The sequence below is a fragment of the Enterobacter sp. J49 genome, from assembly GCF_002148625.1.
In the GTDB taxonomy this organism is placed as follows: Bacteria; Pseudomonadota; Gammaproteobacteria; order Enterobacterales; family Enterobacteriaceae; genus Enterobacter; species Enterobacter ludwigii.
In genome coordinates this window covers 95,670-112,358 of the sequence record NZ_MWPY01000019.1, presented here as the reverse complement: position 1 = coordinate 112,358, position 16,689 = coordinate 95,670, and the positions used below count along the sequence as shown (strand labels likewise).

The window sequence follows — 16,689 nt, the reverse complement described above, 5'->3', positions numbered from 1 at the left end:
GGTTTTGTGCGGTTTTTGCCCCTCACCCTAACCCTCTCCCCAAAGGGGAGAGGGGACGATTACACCCTCTCCCCTTTGGGGAGAGGGCCGGGGTGAGGGGTAAAGACTACTTAGCCAGCTTCTTCGTCATCTCCAGCAGCGTACGCACATCTTCCGGACGCGTGTCGCCGCTGGCTTTGTCGATAATCGAGCTGTAGATATGCGGAATGATTTTACTCACGCCCGCATCAAGGGCGATCTGCAGGATCGCTTCATAGTTCTCCAGATCGATCCCACCGGTCGGCTCCAGCCAGAAATCGTGACGGGCGCAGGCTTCCGCCACTGCCTGGTATTCGTCCCGACACGCCAGGCCTCCCATCGGGAAGTATTTGATGGAGCTGCCGCCAAAATCTTTCAGCAGGGCAATCGCGGTTTCAACCGGCACAATGCCGTCCGGCGCCGTGCTGCTCAGCGGACCGGTGGAGATTTTCACCTTGCCAACGGTGCCGGTCGGAGAGACCAGGCCATTGACCACGGATTCACTCTGCCCCAGCAGCGCACGGCTGGTTGCCACGCCGGTGAACACCTGGTTAACGTGCTGCGGCTGCACCTGACGGGCGATCTCACTGACCATCCCGGACTGGTTCGGATCGCCCGCGCCGAGGCCTACAGAGAGCGCATTATCGATAAGCTGAGCGTAGTCGCGCATCTCGGCAACCGCACTGGCGACATCCGGGTAATTTTTGGAGAGCACGCCCACCAGCACGTGGCCTTCCGCCGCCTCGTAAATGGCGCTGGCGTTGGCTTTCGATCCTGCCAGCACGTTCAGGCAGACGCGGTCACGGTAAAAGTTGGGGGTCAGTTTCATGCCTTTTTCTCCTGTCCTAACACTTCACTCATGCGGCGATAAACAATGTTCAGCTGATCGGCATTCACGCTGCGCACGTCCGCTTCGATAATCCCTTCGTTGGCCTTGTAGCCACGGAAATAAATGGCGTACTCGCCCTGCTTCAGCGCGGTCACCAGGTCGCCGGTGCCAACACCGGTGGTAGCTTCATCAAACTTAATCTCGGTACGGGCGATATCGCGACCGGCACTGTCCCAGACCACGCGTGCCGTCACGCCGTTAAGGGTATTAAGCGCGTCAATAAAGGGCGTCATCTTCGCCACCATCTCTTCGCCGCTCTCTTTGGTCGCCGTCAGGTAGTGTTCGATGGCACAGGTGAGGCCGAGGATCCCCTCTTTACCCACTTTCATTGCGCGGCCAATCCCCGCCGTCTGGCGTTTCACCCACTCAACATACTGCGTTTTGCCGATCACCAGCCCGCTGGTTGGCCCTTCAATCGCTTTCGCACCGCTGTAGATAACCAGATCGGCACCGGAGCGGTAGTAAACGTGAAGATCTTCTTCCGCGGCCGCATCCACGATCAGCGGCAGATCGTGCTTACGCGCCACCACCGCCGCCTGCTCTACGCTGAGCATGCTTTTCTGCACGCAGTGGTGAGACTTGATGTAAAGAATGGCCGCGGTACGCGGCGTGATGGCCGCCGCCAGTTGATCGGCGGAGCATTCGTTCGCGTAGCCCGCTTCCACCAGCTTGCCGCCGCCCAGCGCCACCATGGTGCCTACCGGTGCGCCAAAGTTAACGTTATGGCCTTTCGGCAGCACGATTTCGTTGTTCTCAATCGGAGTGACGTGCAGGTTCTCCAGCAGCCAGTCGCTGTCTTTGACCAGCACCGCCGCCACGGACTGGGCGATGCCCGCTGACGCGCAGGAGACCACCGTCGCCCCTTCCACATCCAGCAGCTTCGCGATGTATTCGCCGGTTTTGTTGACCAGATCCTTCATCTCGAAATAGTGATTCATGCCATCCATCGCCGCCTGCACCACGTCCGGGCGCGGCGTGGAAACCCCCAGCGCCGTCATACGGCCTGAGGTGTTGATGACTTGCTTTAAGTGATACTTCTCATAAATCGAAGGCATGTTCCGTGCTCCCTTGTTCGGTCATGTAGCCCTTGCCTGCGCGGATGGCGGCAAGCGGCACCAGAATGTGTTCAGCCTGCAGGCTGTCATTTTCAGCATCCACCAGCAGCGTTGGCTGGCGTTTTATCGTGAACAACGTCAGGTCAGCATCAAGACCTGGCTGAATACGGCCTTTGTGCGTCAGACGCAGCCCGTCGGCGGCGTTCGCGGTGACGCACTCAATCACCTGCGGCAGCGACATGCCGATGGCGAGAAACTTCGACATCACGCTTGCCAGCGACCCTACCGGGCCGTTAATGCGGTTACGGCAGTAAATATCCGAGCTGATGGTGTGTGGCAAAATGCCCATCGCAATGGCGCGTCTCGCCACCTCAAAGCTAAAGCTCGCGGTACCGTGCCCGACGTCCAGGCGCACACCGCGTTTCAGGGCGGAGGTGATGGACGCACGCAGTTCACCGGATGGCGTCAGAATGCGGTTCGGCTTGCCGTTGTAGCAGTGGGTGATGATGTCGCCTGAGCTGAGCAGGTCGGCAATTTCATCGAGGTTGGGCGGGTTGTTGCCGATGTGCACCATCAGCGGCAGGTCGCCGTTCTCTGCCTGGATGGCTTTCGCGTGCTCAAGCGGTGTAATGCCGTTTTCGCCGACCACGCTGCTGCTCATGCGCGCTTTCAGGCCAACGATAAAATCCGGGTAGCGCGTGACGGCCTGCTTCACGGCCTTCGCATCAATGTTAGCCATATTGGCCAGTTCGTTCTGGGCAATCAGCCCCACGCGGGAGATGTTCAGTAAGGCATAAACGTCGGTTGAGGCTTTACGGGTGATTTCATAAAAATCGTCCACGTCATCCGCGCCGGTACTGCCGGCATCCACCACCGAGGTCACGCCGGTGGCGATGCCCACGCTGTCCGGTTCGTCGTGATAAATAGGGGAGTTCGGGTAGCAGTGAACGTGGGAGTCAATCCAGCCTGCGCTGACGAACACTTCACCGTTCAACTCAACCGTTTTGCGGGCGGCCGCGGTAATGTCGCCCAGCGCCGCGATTTTTCCGTCCTGAATGGCGATATCGGTCAGGGTATCGTCGGTGAGGCGCGCACGGCGCAGGAGTAAATCGAACATGAGGATCTCCTGATAAGGCGGGCGCCGGAGCGCCCGCGGGCATTAAAGGGCGACCGGGAACAGCCAGCCCAGAATCATTGCACCGAGAATGGCGCCACCGGTAATTGGCTTCTGCCAGATATAGAACAACAGCGCACCCACCAGAGAGCCGACACCAATAGGAATGGAGGCGGTCATGGCGCTGAGGATAATCAACGGCCCGAGGAAACGACCGGAGGCGTTACCGGCACCCATCATCACGTCCGCCCCGTAGGTGGAGTTGCTCTGATTGATGGTGAACTTACGCGCCAGGATGATGACGTAGCCAATTGCCAGGCCAATCACCAGGCCGGTGATCAGCGCGGCGATAAAGTTGGTCACCGGGAACATGATGCCCGCGCCCAGCAGCAGCGCCGGAACCCCGAGGCCCACCCCGGTCTGGATCGCCCCGCCGATATCAAGGATACCGACCAGCGACCCTTCGATAATACGGGCGAACAGGAAGCTGGCACCGAACGCCGCCACCGCGCCGTAAACGCCGGTATCCATCCCCGCTTTCAGCATCGCCACGAAGGCCACTTCGTTGAACGCGCCGATGCCGTAGAGGTAGTACATATGCGTCCCGGCGAAAACACCGGAAGAGAGCAGGCCAACGAAGATCGGGAACGACCAGTCGGCATACCAAAAACCTTTATTCTGTTCCATGTCGAGGCTCCTGTTATTTACCGCTGAGCGCGTTGTGGATCATGTCGAGCCAGTTCGGCACGGTCAGATGGAAGGATTCGATCATCTTCATGTCGAAGCCACGGAAGAAACCGCTCAGCACGAACAGCGCCACGATGGCCGCCATCATTACTTTGGTGACGTGGTTCCATCCGCTCTCTTCAACGCCCTTACCGATCAGGATACCCAGCACCAGACCCGGTACGGCGTTACCCATGATCAGCTGCGCCGCGCCGCCAAAAATGGTGGCCCAGAAGCCCGATTTTTTACCCGCATCAATGGCGGCCAGCCAGAAGATCACCGGCATCACGGTGTTGACCAGCAGGTTTGCCGCAGGCACCAGCACCTTCACGGCGGTCACCTGAAGCGCAGCCGGAACAGAAGAGGCGGGGGGGTTAAGGAAGGTGACGACAATCATGCCGATCACGCCGCAGGCAATTGCCATTTTGCGCGGATCGTGCAGCGTTTCGCCGACGTTACGGTTTTTAATCATCAGTGCTGCAGCACCCCAGTTCGGGATGATACGGTGGTCAACGTCCTGTGTGAATGCACCTGCAGCCACGGAAGAGGCCCAGGCGTTAAAGAAGAAGCCTAACCCAAAGGAGAAGTGAGAAGCCGGATCCCCTTCACAGGAGTTCAGTTCCCCCAACGTACGAAACGCGCCCATACCCTGAGTGGTAGGCGCATGAAACATGCGTGCAGCCCCGGCCCCCACACCGACGCCAACCAGGCCGCCAATGATGAGCGATTTTATTAATATAATTAAGAACATCAGTCTGCCCTTTTATGAATAATCAGCGTTGCGTGACGAAATCCACCTGGTCGAGATTGATGGCAGTCACGTTGACGGTCACATCCAGCTCCACGCTGTAGGTGCGTCTTTCCCGGCGCAAAAAGAAGAACAGAAAAGCTTCTTTACGCACCGCTTCTTGCGCCTGAACGACCTGCACATCCTGTGGCTCAATACGCAGTAAGATATGCGGTGAGGCTTTCATCACCGCGGCCTGAACGTGGTTGAGCGCATCAGCAAAGGCGCGCGCTTTAGCGTCGCCTTTGCCCTTCACTCTCACCGTGGTTGTGAACTGTTCTTTCATGCTTATGCGCCGTGTTTCTTCTGCCACGCCTGAACCAGACGCTCGCCCAGCTCTTCTTTATCCATAAAGCCAAAGCCCAGCACATTGCAGCCTTCATTGATGGCGGTGACGCCTTCATCCACTGAACGCATGCCGTATTTGGCTTTGTAGCCATATTTGGTTTGTGCGGTGATGGCACCCGCGCCGCCGCTGCCGCAGAAGGAGATGCCGAAGGTGGCATTTTCCGCTTTCATCACGTCACCGAGCTTCATGTCTGCCGCCACACCCGGCACGACAACCGCGCGTCCACCGGCTTTTTCAACACCTGCCGCCACTTTCTGACCTTTACCCAGGCGATCGCCAATCACGACTGTAATCTGTTCCATGTGTTGCTCCTTAAAGGTTGTCTTTTGCGACTTCGAAGTGAACGGAGAGCAGCCAGGCCTCTTCATCAGGAAGGTTGCCAAACTGCGCGACCACTTCACGGGCAAGCCGCATTGAATCGGGAGAAATTTCGTCGAACAGCTCGGCTTCAACCTCCGGCAGCGGCTCGCCGGTCACGGACCGGTGCGCCATCGCGCGAACGTGAGAGGTGAGCATCTGTTCCTGTACTGCGTTGGGGATGATGTTGTGCCGGGCCAGCAGGGCATACACCTGCGCCAGCATGGTGTTAGCGAGCTGCTCTGTTTGCACCGCCTGATCTCCAACGTCGTTCATTACCGCTCCGTTAATCACTCGTCTTACCCCGTTAATGGCTCTGGAATAAAACTAACGTTGGGAGGGAATTGTTTGTAGCGAGTTGTTTTCCACTTCGAAGTGGAAAGGCGAGCACCGGCAGTGATCTGTGCCACATAAATATGCTGAATATAGATAAATCACTGTATTTACGTGATGAATGTCACGCTATCTGACGGCAATTAAGGGGGCGTGGGAGCGAAAAAGATTATGGGCAGGCGTGCAAATATGTGAGGTGGATAAGGTTTTCTTATGCCCGGAGAGCAAACATGCGGGGCCGATTAACCGCCCCCGCACGGGGAAAGCGCGTACCGAGAATTAACGATACTTTTTGTGATAGGTATTACGCGTGGTCACAAACTGGTCGGCTGCCGCCTGGGCTTCCTTCACTTTGCCTTCATTGGCAAGCTTCAGTGCGCCGTCAATCTGACCGACCAGCACGTCAAAGCCGTGGCGGTAGTCTTTCATCTCAGCGCTGTCTGCCGCTTTATTTTCCAGCTTTGGCGGCGTGGATTTCTGCGCGTCCAGTGCCGCTTCACGCATTTTGGTCAATGCGCCTTTCATTTCCGCCGCATTGTCCGTTTTCTGCACCACCTTCAGGTTTTCACTGAGGATGCCCATGTCGTCTTCAAGATCGGCAGCAAACGCAGAAGAACCAAGAACCAGCGTTGACGCTGCGACGATCGCTAACAGGTGTTTACGCATTGCTCACTTCCTTTTTTATTATTAAAACGCCTTTACGGGTATTACTGCCCGGCGATTTTCATCTCCGGTAAGAGGACTGAACCACACTGTATATTGCTACGTGTTTCAATATCGTTACCGACAGTAACAATATTGCGCCACATGTCTTTCAGGTTGCCGGCGATGGTAATTTCGCTAACCGGATACTGAATTTCACCGTTCTCAACCCAGAAGCCCGCCGCGCCGCGCGAATAATCGCCGGTAATGCCGCTTACGCCCTGGCCCATTAACTCGGTGACGACCAGACCGGTACCCATCTCTTTAAGCATCTGCTCAAAGCTCAGGCCCTGACCCGCGATTCGCCAGTTGTGAATGCCGCCCGCGTGACCGGTGCTTTTCAGCCCCAGCTTGCGCGCGGAGTAGTTGGTCAGCAGCCACTGCGTCAGAATGCCGTCTTTGATGATATCGCGGCGCTCGGTGCGCACACCTTCACTGTCGAACGGCGTCGAGGCCAGCCCTTTCAGCAGGTGCGGATGCTCTTCAATGGTCAGCCATTCCGGCAGGATCTGCTTGCCCAGCGAGTCGAGCAGGAACGTCGATTTACGGTAAACGGAGCCCCCGGCAATCGCCCCCACCAGGTGGCCAAACAGGCCGGTCGCCACTTCATTGGCAAAAATGACCGGGGCTTTCATGGTGGAGAGTTTACGTGGCGACAGACGGGACAGTGTGCGCTGCGCGCATTCTGCGCCAACCCACTCAGGTGACTGCAAATCGCCCAGCGCGCGACCGATGGTGTAGGCGTAATCACGCTCCATATCCCCGTTCTCTTCAGCGATAACGCAGCTGGAGAGCGAATGGCGCGTTGAGCAGTAGCCCTGCAGCATCCCGTGGCTGTTACCAAACACTTTGATACCGTAGTGGCTGTTAAAACTTCCGCCTTCGGTATTGGTGATGCGTTTATCGGCCTTCAGAGACGCCTGCTCGGCACGGGCAGCCAGTTCGATCGCTTCGTCCGGCGTCACTTCCGCCGGGTGGAAAAGATCGAGATCCGGGGCATCGAATGCCAGCAGCTCTTTGTCGGCAACGCCGGCGTAAGGATCGGGCGAGGTGTAACGCGCAATATCCAGCGCAGCCTGCACCGTACGGGCAATGGCATCCGGGCTGAGATCGGTCGATGACGCGCTGCCTTTGCGATTCTGGTGATAAACCGTGATCCCCAGAGCGCCATCGCTGTTGAATTCTACATTTTCCACTTCGCCGTAGCGGGTGCTGACGCTGATGCCGGTGGTTTTGCTTACCGCCACTTCGGCGCCATCTGATTTACCTGAAGCGAGCGTCAGCGCGGTGGAGACAGCTTCTTCCAGAATCTTACGCTGCGCTTCAACTTGTGAGGTTACTTTCATCGCAAATGCCATACTGTAAGAGAGAGTTAATTGAAGTCTAACAGAGAACCGTTTTTCAGTGCGCGTCTTAACTGGTAACATTAGCCTCTTTTTTTAAGGAGCCTGACATGACTAAGCAGCCCGAAGACTGGCTCGACGACGTTCCCGGTGATGACATCGAAGACGAAGATGATGAGATCATCTGGGTCAGTAAAAGTGAAATTAAACGTGACGCCGAAGAGTTAAAACAGCTTGGCGCGGAAATGGTAGAACTGGGTAAAAACGCGCTGGATAAACTCCCGCTCGACCAGGATCTGCGCGATGCCATTGAACTGGCACAGAAAATCAAGAAAGAAGGCCGTCGCCGTCAGCTTCAGCTTATCGGTAAAATGCTGCGTCAGCGTGACGTTGAACCGATCCGCCAGGCGCTGGACAAACTGAAAAACCGCCACAACCAGCAGGTTGCGCTGTTCCATAAGCTTGAGCAGATCCGCGATCGTCTGATTGAACAAGGTGATGATGCGGTACCGGAAGTACTGAACCTGTGGCCGGATGCCGATCGCCAGCAGCTGCGTTCGTTGATCCGCAATGCCCAGAAAGAGAAAGAAGCGAACAAGCCGCCGAAGTCTGCACGCCTGATTTTCCAGTATCTGCGTGAGCTGTCTGAAAACGAAGAGTAAGCACAGCATCGCTGAGTGCCCTCAACCCCGCCCCTCTCCCTGTGGGCGAGGGAGAAAAAGCCCGGTAAGCGTGAGCGCTACCGGGCTTTTTTTTACTCTACGACCGCCTGCGCTTTCTTCGCCAGACCGTCCAGCAGCTTCTGATGGATCCCACCAAAACCGCCGTTGCTCATCACCAGAATGTGATCGCCAGGCTGTGCGGCTTTCACCACCATATCCGCCAGCGCATCCACATCCGCACTCCAGTGCGCAGGCTGAATGCAGGCATCGGCCACTTCGGCCACCTGCCACGGAATATGCTGCGGCTGCAGCAGGAAGACTTCATCGGCACGCCCTAAGGATGGCGCAAGATCGTCTTTGCAGATGCCCATTTTCATGGTGTTCGAACGCGGTTCCAGCACGGCCAGAATGCGGGCGGTCCCGCCGACTTTGCCGCGTAAGGCCGCAAGCGTCGCCAGAATGGCGGTCGGGTGATGCGCAAAATCGTCATACACCGTGACGCCGTGGGCTTCACCGCGCAGCTCCAGACGACGGCGGGCGTTAATGAACGAGCCTAACGCATCCGCCGCATCCGCAGGCTGAACGCCCACATGACGTGCCGCGGCAATCGCCATCAGGCCGTTGTGCATGTTGTGCTCGCCCACCAGGCCCCACTTCACCTCACCCACTTTCTCGCCGTCGAGCAGCACTTCCCACTCGGAGGCATCCGCGTTAAGTTTTTTCGCCTGCCAGTGCCCCTGCTCGCCTACCAGCTCCTGCTCGCTCCAGCATCCCATCGCCAGGGTTTGCTTCAGGTTGATGTCGTTTTCCGGCAGGATGATGCGGCCCTGACCGGGAACGATGCGCACCAGATGGTGGAACTGTTTCTGAATCGCTTTCAGATCGTCAAAAATATCGGCGTGATCGAACTCAAGGTTGTTGAGGATCAGCGTCCGCGGGCAGTAGTGCACGAACTTGGAGCGCTTGTCGAAGAACGCGCAGTCATACTCGTCGGCTTCGATCACGAAGAACGGGCTGTCACCCAGACGCGCAGAAACATCGAAATTACCCGGCACACCCCCGATCACAAAACCTGGCTTATAACCACAGGCTTCGAGGATCCAGGTCGCCATTCCGGCGGTCGTGGTTTTGCCATGCGTTCCGGCTACGGCAACGACCCAACGGTCGCGCAGCACGAAATCATGCAGCCACTGCGGGCCAGACATGAACGGAATGTTGCGTTCCAGAACCGCCTCAACGCACGGATTACCGCGGGTCATGGCGTTGCCAATGATCACCAGATCCGGCTCAGGATCCAGCTGGCTGGCATCGTATCCCTGAATCAGAGAGATGCCCTGTTTCTCCAGAAGCGTGCTCATCGGCGGATACACATTGGCGTCCGAACCTGTCACTTCATGGCCCAGAGAGCGCGCCAGCATTGCCAGTCCGCCCATGAAAGTGCCACAAATCCCCAATATATGAATGCGCATACGTCACTATCCTTCTTCAATGTGGCGCACATTTTACTCACATGTCAGCGACAGCGAAACGCATTTCAGGTAAATCCGTATATTGCTGGCGCGATTCACCTCTGCGCTAATATTTGAATGTTTGTTAAGATTGTTGGGCTTTAGTCGTTTTAGTGAACATACAATCGCTCTACTCACAAAGATGCAGGGAAAGTGTTATGAAAACGTTAGGTGAATTTATTGTCGAAAAGCAGCACGAGTTTTCTCATGCTACGGGTGAACTCACTGCTTTGCTGTCGGCAATAAAGCTGGGCGCTAAGATCATCCACCGTGATATCAACAAGGCCGGTCTGGTCGATATCCTGGGTGCCAGCGGTGCCGAGAACGTTCAGGGCGAGGTTCAACAGAAACTCGATCTGTTCGCAAATGAAAAACTGAAAGCTGCACTGCGCGCGCGCGACATCGTGGCGGGTATCGCCTCCGAAGAAGAAGATGAAATTGTCGTTTTCGAAGGGTGTGAACACGCTAAATACGTTGTGCTGATGGATCCGCTGGACGGTTCCTCTAACATCGACGTTAACGTTTCTGTCGGTACCATTTTCTCCATCTACCGCCGCGTCACGCCTGTTGGCACGCCGGTGACAGAGGAAGATTTCCTGCAGCCGGGCAGTAACCAGGTGGCGGCCGGTTACGTCGTTTATGGCTCCTCCACCATGCTGGTGTACACCACGGGCTGCGGCGTTCACGCCTTTACTTACGATCCCTCGCTGGGCGTTTTCTGCCTGAGCCAGGAACGTATGCGCTTCCCGGAGAAGGGCAATACCTACTCCATCAACGAAGGCAACTACATCCGATTCCCGAACGGCGTGAAGAAATACATCAAGTTCTGCCAGGAAGAAGATAAAGCCACTCAGCGCCCGTACACGTCCCGCTATATCGGCTCGCTGGTTGCTGACTTCCACCGCAACCTGCTGAAAGGCGGTATCTACCTCTACCCAAGCACGGCAAGCCACCCTGACGGCAAGCTGCGTCTGCTGTATGAATGCAACCCAATGGCGTTCCTGGCCGAACAGGCTGGCGGCAAGGCGAGCGACGGTAAAGAGCGTATTCTGGACATCGTGCCGGAAAGCCTGCACCAGCGTCGTTCGTTCTTTGTCGGCAACACCCATATGGTTGATGACGTTGAACGTTTTATCCGTGAGTATCCGGACGCATAACCCATAACACGGGGAGCCCTTCAGGCTCCCCGCTTCATTTATATATTTTACCGTATAAGTGTTTATAAAAAACACGCTTTAATATTCGGTTTTGCTCCTGCATTATTTCCATAACAGTTTGACAAATATTTCCTGGAGCCTAATCGTCATGAAAAATTATTCCCGTGCTAATACCGGCATTGATTTAAATCTTATCCCTGTTTTTATTGAAGTGGTCCGCTGCGGCAGTATGGCAAAAGCCTCTGTACGTCTGGAGATGTCGCGCCCCGCGGTGAGTCTGGCATTAAAACGCTTTAATCAGCTGTTTGACGAGCCGCTATTTTTCCGCAAAGGGTTATATCTCGAGCCGACTGAAAATGCATTAGCATTAACCCAGTCTCTGGAAATATTAATGGGCGACATTCACGATAATATTGGCGCATTAAATTCAGCGACACATAAAACCCCGACACAGAATGCGCCGGGGCGGGAAAATATTATGCCGCTGTCTGAGCCGTCAGTTTAAATGATGCCATGGCGTCCATCAGCTGACGCGATTGCTCTTCCAGCGAGCGCGTCGCGGCAGAAGATTGCTGGACCAGCGCCGCATTCTGCTGCGCGGTTTCGTCCATCTGATTCACGGCAACATTCACCTGCTCAATGCCGCGACTCTGCTCCTGGGACGCGGTCGCAATCTCGCGCATCAGTTTGGTCATGCGCAGTACTTCTGTTGCGATCTCATCCATCGTTTCGCCAGCCTGCTGCGCCAGCTCGCTGCCTTCGTTTACGTGGGTCTGAGAATCACTGATAAGCGAACGGATCTCTTTTGCTGCGTCTGCGCTGCGGCTGGCGAGGTTTCGCACTTCACCGGCGACAACGGCAAACCCGCGCCCCTGCTCACCCGCGCGCGCCGCTTCCACCGAGGCGTTCAGCGCCAGAATATTGGTCTGGAAGGCAATGCCGTCAATGACGCTCAGAATATCGGCGATGCGTGCCGAACTGCCGGCGATATCACGCATTTTTTCAATGACGTAGCAGACCATTTCGCTGCCGTGATCGGCGGTGTCAGACACGGATTTCGCCAGCTGGTGCGCCTGCTCGGCGTTGTCTGCATTGAGTTTCACCGTGGCGGTGATCTCTTCCATGCTGGCGGCCGTCTGCTCAAGCGATGTCGCGGTGGATTCCGTGCGCTGGGCAAGATCCATGTTCCCCGCCGTCAGCTCGCGGCTGCCGGTATCAATTTGCGAGCTGGCATCACGTACCCGTAAAACCGAGTTCATCAGAGACTGCCGCATCCCCTCAATGGCCGCGTTCAGGCGGTTAAACTCCTGGCTTGCCGGGTCATTCAGCGTGTGGGTTAAATCGCCCGCCGCCACGTTCTCCAGCTGAGCAATGGACGCCGAAAGCGGTTTGAGCAGCATGTGACGCAGTACCAGCCACGCCAGCACAATAATGCCAGCCGTCAGCAGCGCGGCCACCACAATCAGGATCAGTACCCGGCTTTTACTCGACTGCACGGCCTTCACTTCCGCTTTCCCGCGCGCTTCGCTCCATTTCTGAAAGACCTGCATATCATTATCAAACTGCGCCGCCACCGGGATCAGCGTGTTCTCCAGCAGATCGTAATAGCTGTCTGCGCTCTGATCGTTCAGGGCTTTCAGCATCGGGTTGATCCCCTGCTGGTTATAGGTCGCCAGGCTCGCGGCCACCTTATCCAGCAATTTTTGTCCCTGCTCATCCGCCACCCCGCCGTCGATCACGCCTTTCAGCGTTTTACGGGCCTGGGCAATCTCCTGATTGATGTTTTTCACCGATTTGGCCGCGTCATCCAGCATGCCGATTTCCATCATCCGGACCGCCTGACCCGCTTCATTACGCGCGCGCAGGATCAGGGTATAGCCAGAATTAAGCTGCACCATCTGCTCACCCTGAAGGTGGTTGATGCGCTGGAGTGAAGAAGAACTCTGTGTGAGGGCATAAATGCCAATGCCGCTGACAATCAGCAGCAGAAGGGTCATAACGGCCAGTAAAGAGAGCAAGCCGGTACGAATCGATAGCGTTTTAAGCATGATATTATTTCCGGTAGCGAGATATTTCTGGGCATAAAAAAAGAGTATCGGCCGCTACCGGAAAATGTTTAGACTTTAAGCAAATTCAGCGTGTTATGGCTCTGTTACTGAAGTGTTTACACGGGTAACAGGCGAGCTTTGTCGGTTCTCCCAGAGCACCGTCAGGCCGCGCTGCAGGGCGATAAAAATAAACAACAGAATGCCAATGGCGATCTTGGTCCACCATGAACTGAGCGTGCCGTCAAAGTTGATATAGGTCTGGATTAGTCCCTGGATCGCCACGCCGAACAGCGTCCCCAGCACCGTGCCAACGCCGCCGCTGAGCAACGTGCCGCCAATCACCACCGAGGCGATGGCATCAAGTTCCACCCCGACCCCTGCCAGGGCATAACCCGCCTGGGTATAAATCGAGAAGACGATCCCCGCCAGCGTCGCCAGTCCGGTCGAGAGCATATAGATGCGGATTGTGGTGCTGCGGGTGGAGATCCCCATCAGGTTTGCCGAGGTGGCGCTGCCGCCAATGGCATAGACCTGATTACCAAACCGGGTACGGTGGGCAAGGAAGATCCCCACCACCACCACGCCCAGCATCAGCAACCCCATCGCGCTCAGACGACCGCCCCCGGGGATTTTCCACGCCAGGCTGGAGAGCGTGTCGTAGACAGGATGGTTAATCGGAATCGATTCTTCCGAGACCAGGTAGCTCACGCCGCGCAGGAAGAACATGCCGGCGAGGGTGATTATAAAGGCCGGAATTTTCAGCGCGTCGATCAAAAGCCCCATAAAGGCGCCAAACGCGCAGCCCATCACCAGCACCAGCGGGAAGGCCAGCAGCGGCGAGATCCCCCAGAAACCGATCGCTTTTGCGAGGAATACGCCCGTGAAAGCGATCACCGACCCAACCGAGAGATCGATCCCACCGGAGAGGATCACAAAGGTCATGCCAACGGCGATAATGCCTAAAAAGGCGTTATCCGTCAGAATGTTGCAAATAACCCGGGTAGAGGCAAAGCCCGGGAATTGCGTCAGGCAGTAGAGATAACCCAGCACAAACACGCCCAGGGTGATCATTAACGGTAAATTACGTTTTATCATGGCCACGGATCCCTTTAATGATGCTGACAAAGCGCGGCGACTGGACGATCAGCACGCAGAGCACGACCACCGCTTTCACCACCTGGTTGAGTTCCGGCTGAAAACCGGAGAGCAGGATCCCGGTATTCATACCCTGAATAATCAGCGCACCAATCACCGAGAGCAGCAGATTAAACCGCCCCCCCATCAGCGATCCGCCACCGATAACCACCGCCAGGATCGCATCCAGCTCCAGCCATAACCCGGCGTTGTTGGCATCCGCACCACGGATGTCCGCCGCGACGATCACCCCGGCAATGGCGGCGCAAATGCCGCTCAGCACGTAGGTCAGCATAACCATCAGCCGTGTATTAACCCCGGCGTTTCGCGCCGCACGGATGTTAATTCCGACCGCTTCAATGAACATGCCCAGCGCCGTTTTACGGGTAAAGAGCCAGAACACGACTAATGTGACCAGCGCAATAACGATCGGCGTCGGGAAGAAGAACAGTTTACCGCTGCCAAGCCATGCCAGCCCGGGGGAGTTGAAGGTCACAATCTGACCAGAGGTGATAAGCTGTGCCACACCGCGTCCGGCCACCATCAGGATGAGAGTGGCAACAAACGGCTGAATTTTCAGGACCGCCACGAGAATGCCGTTCCATAATCCGGCCAGCACCCCGGTACCTAATGCAGCCAGCAGCACCACCGGCAGGCTGTGCCCGGCGGCGGTCATGGACGCTGCCGTGGCGCCGGCGATGGCCATCACCGCACCAACGGAGAGGTCAATCCCGCCGGTGGCGATCACCAGCGTCATACCAATGGCCAGAAGCGCCACCGGGGCGGCGCGGTTTAAAATGTCTATCGGACTGCCAAACAGCCGGCCATCCTGCACGATAATCTGAAAGAAATGCGGGGCGACCAGGCTATCGATCAGCAGCACCAGCAGCAACGCGATAATTTGCGGCGTGCCGGTAGGCCAGGTGAAGCGGCGCCTGGTTGCACCGGTTTGCGGAAGCGAACGGGGCATCACGATTAACTCCTTACGCCGCGATGGCATTCATGATTGCCGGAACGGACAGTTTATCCAGCGGGATCTCTGCCACCTGCTTACGATCGCGCATGATGATGACGCGATCGGCATACCCCACCAGCTCTTCCAGCTCGGATGAAATAACCAGCAGCGCCAGACCGTCTGCACACAGCGTTTCGATAAGCCGGATAATTTCGGCGTGCGCCCCAACGTCGATACCGCGCGTCGGTTCATCGAGGATCAGGAACTGGGGTTTAGTCAGCAGCCAGCGTGACAGCAATACCTTCTGCTGGTTGCCACCGGAGAGAAATTCAATGGGCTGTTCAGCGCTCGGCGTACGTATACCGAGCTGACGGATAAATCGCTCGGCAATGGCGTTTTGTTCTTTCCGCGGGATGGGGCGTAGCCATCCGCGCTGCGCCTGCAGAGCCAGAATGATATTTTCCCGCACCGAGGCGGCGGCAATTATGCCATCGGTTTTCCTGTCTTCCGGGCAGAAGCCCACGCCCAGGCAGGAGGCCTGATGCGGCGATCGCAGGGTCTGCGGTTTACCTTTGATCAGCGCGCTGCCGCTGTCCGCAGGTTTGATCCCGAAGATCACCTCGGCGGTTTCGGTGCGCCCGGAACCCAGCAGGCCCGCCAGCCCGACAATTTCACCGGGCCGCACGTCCAGATTAAAGGGCGAGATCACCCCTTTTTTGCCAAAATCGCTGAAGGCCGCGACCGGTTTATCGCTGAGCAGCGTGCGGCCTGCACGCTGAAGCGCGTTGGTTTCCAGCTCGCGGCCCAGCATCATTTTGACCAGTTCTATCTGCGGCAGCTCGCGGGTTTCGCGGCAGCCGACAAAGCTGCCGTTGCGCAGCACCGTGATGCGATCGCTGACCTCATACACCTGATCGAGGAAGTGGGTGACGAAGATCAGGCTTACCCCCTGATCGCGCAGCTGGCGCATCAGGGTAAAGAGCATTTCGACTTCCTGGGTATCAAGGCTCGCGGTAGGCTCATCAAGGATCAGCACTTTCGCGGAGAGATCGATCGCCCGGCAAATCGCGACAATTTGCTGCATCGCGACGGAAAAACGGTTCAGCGGTTCGCGAACGTCCAGGGAGAAGCCATAGGATTCCATCAGCCTGGTGGCCCGCGCTTCCATCTCTTTGCGTCGCAGCAGGCCGAAGCGTCTTGGCTCACGGCCGATAAACAGGTTATCCGCCACCGACATATTCGGCAGCAGGTTCACTTCCTGGTAAACCGTCCCAATCCCCAGCTGTTGTGCATGGGCGGTGTTTTTTGGCGAAATGGCGTTGCCTTCTAGCCAGATTGTGCCGCGATCGGCATGGTAAACGCCGGTAAGTGCCTTAATCAGCGTCGATTTTCCCGCACCGTTCTCTCCCAGCAGCGCCATAATCTCACCGCGTCGCAGGCTAAAATCAACGTTATCCAGCGCTTTCACACCGGGGAAAAACTTGCTTAAGCCCTCTGTGCGGAGGATTTCCTGGTGTTGTGTGTCGGTCATGTTTCCCCCTCACCCTCGCCC

The 16,689-nt window shown here is 56.7% G+C and carries 18 protein-coding genes; 3 read left to right on the top strand and 15 right to left on the bottom strand.

What is annotated here, in order from left to right; translation table 11 throughout:
• Nucleotides 1-106: 106 nt before the first annotated feature.
• The 10 genes from BJP35_RS02920 to pmbA form a co-directional block, all read right to left on the bottom strand.
• A complete protein-coding gene (locus tag BJP35_RS02920; protein WP_047743210.1) occupies nucleotides 107-847 on the bottom strand; it encodes a KDGP aldolase family protein in 741 nt (246 codons plus the stop codon).
• Nucleotides 844-1,962, bottom strand: coding sequence for a DgaE family pyridoxal phosphate-dependent ammonia lyase (locus BJP35_RS02915; protein ID WP_014168381.1), 1,119 nt, complete (start codon nucleotides 1,960-1,962; stop codon nucleotides 844-846). The genes BJP35_RS02920 and BJP35_RS02915 overlap by 4 nt, the downstream gene beginning before the upstream one ends.
• Nucleotides 1,946-3,079 carry an amidohydrolase/deacetylase family metallohydrolase gene (locus BJP35_RS02910; protein ID WP_047743208.1) on the bottom strand — a complete coding sequence of 378 codons (1,134 nt, stop codon included), beginning with the start codon at nucleotides 3,077-3,079 and terminating at the stop codon, nucleotides 1,946-1,948. The genes BJP35_RS02915 and BJP35_RS02910 overlap by 17 nt, the downstream gene beginning before the upstream one ends.
• 42 nt (nucleotides 3,080-3,121) lie before the next feature.
• Nucleotides 3,122-3,763, bottom strand: a complete 642-nt coding sequence (locus BJP35_RS02905) for a DUF4310 family protein (protein WP_014882285.1) — start codon at nucleotides 3,761-3,763, stop codon at nucleotides 3,122-3,124.
• A gap of 13 nt (nucleotides 3,764-3,776) precedes the next feature.
• Nucleotides 3,777-4,553, bottom strand: a complete 777-nt coding sequence (locus BJP35_RS02900; RefSeq protein ID WP_086462892.1) for a DUF4311 domain-containing protein — start codon at nucleotides 4,551-4,553, stop codon at nucleotides 3,777-3,779.
• Nucleotides 4,554-4,575: 22 nt separating this feature from the next.
• Nucleotides 4,576-4,875: a DUF4312 family protein gene (locus tag BJP35_RS02895; RefSeq protein WP_006810338.1), complete on the bottom strand. Its 300-nt coding sequence runs from the start codon at nucleotides 4,873-4,875 to the stop codon at nucleotides 4,576-4,578.
• A gap of 2 nt (nucleotides 4,876-4,877) precedes the next feature.
• Nucleotides 4,878-5,240: an SFCGS family glycine-rich protein gene (locus BJP35_RS02890; protein WP_003830384.1), complete on the bottom strand. Its 363-nt coding sequence runs from the start codon at nucleotides 5,238-5,240 to the stop codon at nucleotides 4,878-4,880.
• A 10-nt stretch (nucleotides 5,241-5,250) separates the two neighbouring features.
• Nucleotides 5,251-5,589 (bottom strand): glycine dehydrogenase, encoded by a 339-nt coding sequence (locus tag BJP35_RS02885; RefSeq protein WP_014168376.1) that lies wholly within the window; start codon nucleotides 5,587-5,589, stop codon nucleotides 5,251-5,253.
• 318 nt (nucleotides 5,590-5,907) lie between these two features.
• A complete protein-coding gene (gene cybC / locus BJP35_RS02880; RefSeq protein ID WP_014168375.1) occupies nucleotides 5,908-6,294 on the bottom strand; it encodes a cytochrome b562 in 387 nt (128 codons plus the stop codon).
• 41 nt (nucleotides 6,295-6,335) lie between these two features.
• On the bottom strand, nucleotides 6,336-7,688 hold the full coding sequence (gene pmbA, locus BJP35_RS02875; protein ID WP_020882904.1) for a metalloprotease PmbA: 1,353 nt from the start codon (nucleotides 7,686-7,688) through the stop codon (nucleotides 6,336-6,338).
• Nucleotides 7,689-7,783: 95 nt separating this feature from the next.
• Between pmbA and yjgA the strand changes: the two genes are divergently transcribed.
• Nucleotides 7,784-8,335, top strand: a complete 552-nt coding sequence (gene yjgA, locus BJP35_RS02870) for a ribosome biogenesis factor YjgA (protein ID WP_014168373.1) — start codon at nucleotides 7,784-7,786, stop codon at nucleotides 8,333-8,335.
• Between the two features lie 92 nt (nucleotides 8,336-8,427).
• Here yjgA and mpl read toward each other — a convergent pair whose 3' ends face one another.
• The gene (gene mpl, locus BJP35_RS02865) at nucleotides 8,428-9,804 is read right to left on the bottom strand and encodes a UDP-N-acetylmuramate:L-alanyl-gamma-D-glutamyl-meso-diaminopimelate ligase (protein ID WP_014168372.1); all 1,377 of its coding nucleotides are present in this window, start codon (nucleotides 9,802-9,804) and stop codon (nucleotides 8,428-8,430) included.
• Nucleotides 9,805-10,001: 197 nt separating this feature from the next.
• On the opposite strand from mpl, the gene fbp reads away from it, so the two are divergent.
• A complete protein-coding gene (fbp, locus tag BJP35_RS02860; protein WP_020882906.1) occupies nucleotides 10,002-11,000 on the top strand; it encodes a class 1 fructose-bisphosphatase in 999 nt (332 codons plus the stop codon).
• Between the two features lie 148 nt (nucleotides 11,001-11,148).
• Nucleotides 11,149-11,505 (top strand): LysR family transcriptional regulator, encoded by a 357-nt coding sequence (locus tag BJP35_RS02855; RefSeq protein WP_025205788.1) that lies wholly within the window; start codon nucleotides 11,149-11,151, stop codon nucleotides 11,503-11,505.
• Here the strand turns inward: BJP35_RS02855 and BJP35_RS02850 are convergent.
• From BJP35_RS02850 to ytfR, 4 genes are all read right to left on the bottom strand, one after another.
• Nucleotides 11,477-13,048: a methyl-accepting chemotaxis protein gene (locus tag BJP35_RS02850; protein ID WP_047743203.1), complete on the bottom strand. Its 1,572-nt coding sequence runs from the start codon at nucleotides 13,046-13,048 to the stop codon at nucleotides 11,477-11,479. The genes BJP35_RS02855 and BJP35_RS02850 overlap by 29 nt on opposite strands.
• A 93-nt stretch (nucleotides 13,049-13,141) precedes the next feature.
• Nucleotides 13,142-14,143, bottom strand: coding sequence for a galactofuranose ABC transporter, permease protein YjfF (yjfF, locus tag BJP35_RS02845; RefSeq protein WP_020882909.1), 1,002 nt, complete (start codon nucleotides 14,141-14,143; stop codon nucleotides 13,142-13,144).
• On the bottom strand, nucleotides 14,130-15,155 hold the full coding sequence (gene ytfT / locus BJP35_RS02840; RefSeq protein WP_086462891.1) for a galactofuranose ABC transporter, ATP-binding protein YtfT: 1,026 nt from the start codon (nucleotides 15,153-15,155) through the stop codon (nucleotides 14,130-14,132). The genes yjfF and ytfT overlap by 14 nt, the downstream gene beginning before the upstream one ends.
• A gap of 10 nt (nucleotides 15,156-15,165) precedes the next feature.
• A complete protein-coding gene (ytfR, locus tag BJP35_RS02835; protein WP_020882911.1) occupies nucleotides 15,166-16,668 on the bottom strand; it encodes a galactofuranose ABC transporter, ATP-binding protein YtfR in 1,503 nt (500 codons plus the stop codon).
• Between the last annotated feature and the right edge of the window lie 21 nt (nucleotides 16,669-16,689).

Excerpts from the sequence above, each read along its gene's own strand:
- BJP35_RS02920 (WP_047743210.1), bottom strand. The coding sequence starts at position 847 with ATGAAACTGACCCCCAACTTTTACCGTGACCGCGTCTGCCTGAACGTG.
- BJP35_RS02915 (WP_014168381.1), bottom strand. The coding sequence starts at position 1,962 with ATGCCTTCGATTTATGAGAAGTATCACTTAAAGCAAGTCATCAACACC.
- BJP35_RS02910 (WP_047743208.1), bottom strand. The coding sequence starts at position 3,079 with ATGTTCGATTTACTCCTGCGCCGTGCGCGCCTCACCGACGATACCCTG.
- BJP35_RS02905 (WP_014882285.1), bottom strand. The coding sequence starts at position 3,763 with ATGGAACAGAATAAAGGTTTTTGGTATGCCGACTGGTCGTTCCCGATC.
- BJP35_RS02900 (WP_086462892.1), bottom strand. The coding sequence starts at position 4,553 with ATGTTCTTAATTATATTAATAAAATCGCTCATCATTGGCGGCCTGGTT.
- BJP35_RS02895 (WP_006810338.1), bottom strand. The coding sequence starts at position 4,875 with ATGAAAGAACAGTTCACAACCACGGTGAGAGTGAAGGGCAAAGGCGAC.
- BJP35_RS02890 (WP_003830384.1), bottom strand. The coding sequence starts at position 5,240 with ATGGAACAGATTACAGTCGTGATTGGCGATCGCCTGGGTAAAGGTCAG.
- cybC (WP_014168375.1), bottom strand. The coding sequence starts at position 6,294 with ATGCGTAAACACCTGTTAGCGATCGTCGCAGCGTCAACGCTGGTTCTT.
- pmbA (WP_020882904.1), bottom strand. The coding sequence starts at position 7,688 with ATGGCATTTGCGATGAAAGTAACCTCACAAGTTGAAGCGCAGCGTAAG.
- yjgA (WP_014168373.1), top strand. The coding sequence starts at position 7,784 with ATGACTAAGCAGCCCGAAGACTGGCTCGACGACGTTCCCGGTGATGAC.
- mpl (WP_014168372.1), bottom strand. The coding sequence starts at position 9,804 with ATGCGCATTCATATATTGGGGATTTGTGGCACTTTCATGGGCGGACTG.
- fbp (WP_020882906.1), top strand. The coding sequence starts at position 10,002 with ATGAAAACGTTAGGTGAATTTATTGTCGAAAAGCAGCACGAGTTTTCT.
- BJP35_RS02855 (WP_025205788.1), top strand. The coding sequence starts at position 11,149 with ATGAAAAATTATTCCCGTGCTAATACCGGCATTGATTTAAATCTTATC.
- BJP35_RS02850 (WP_047743203.1), bottom strand. The coding sequence starts at position 13,048 with ATGCTTAAAACGCTATCGATTCGTACCGGCTTGCTCTCTTTACTGGCC.
- yjfF (WP_020882909.1), bottom strand. The coding sequence starts at position 14,143 with ATGATAAAACGTAATTTACCGTTAATGATCACCCTGGGCGTGTTTGTG.
- ytfR (WP_020882911.1), bottom strand. The coding sequence starts at position 16,668 with ATGACCGACACACAACACCAGGAAATCCTCCGCACAGAGGGCTTAAGC.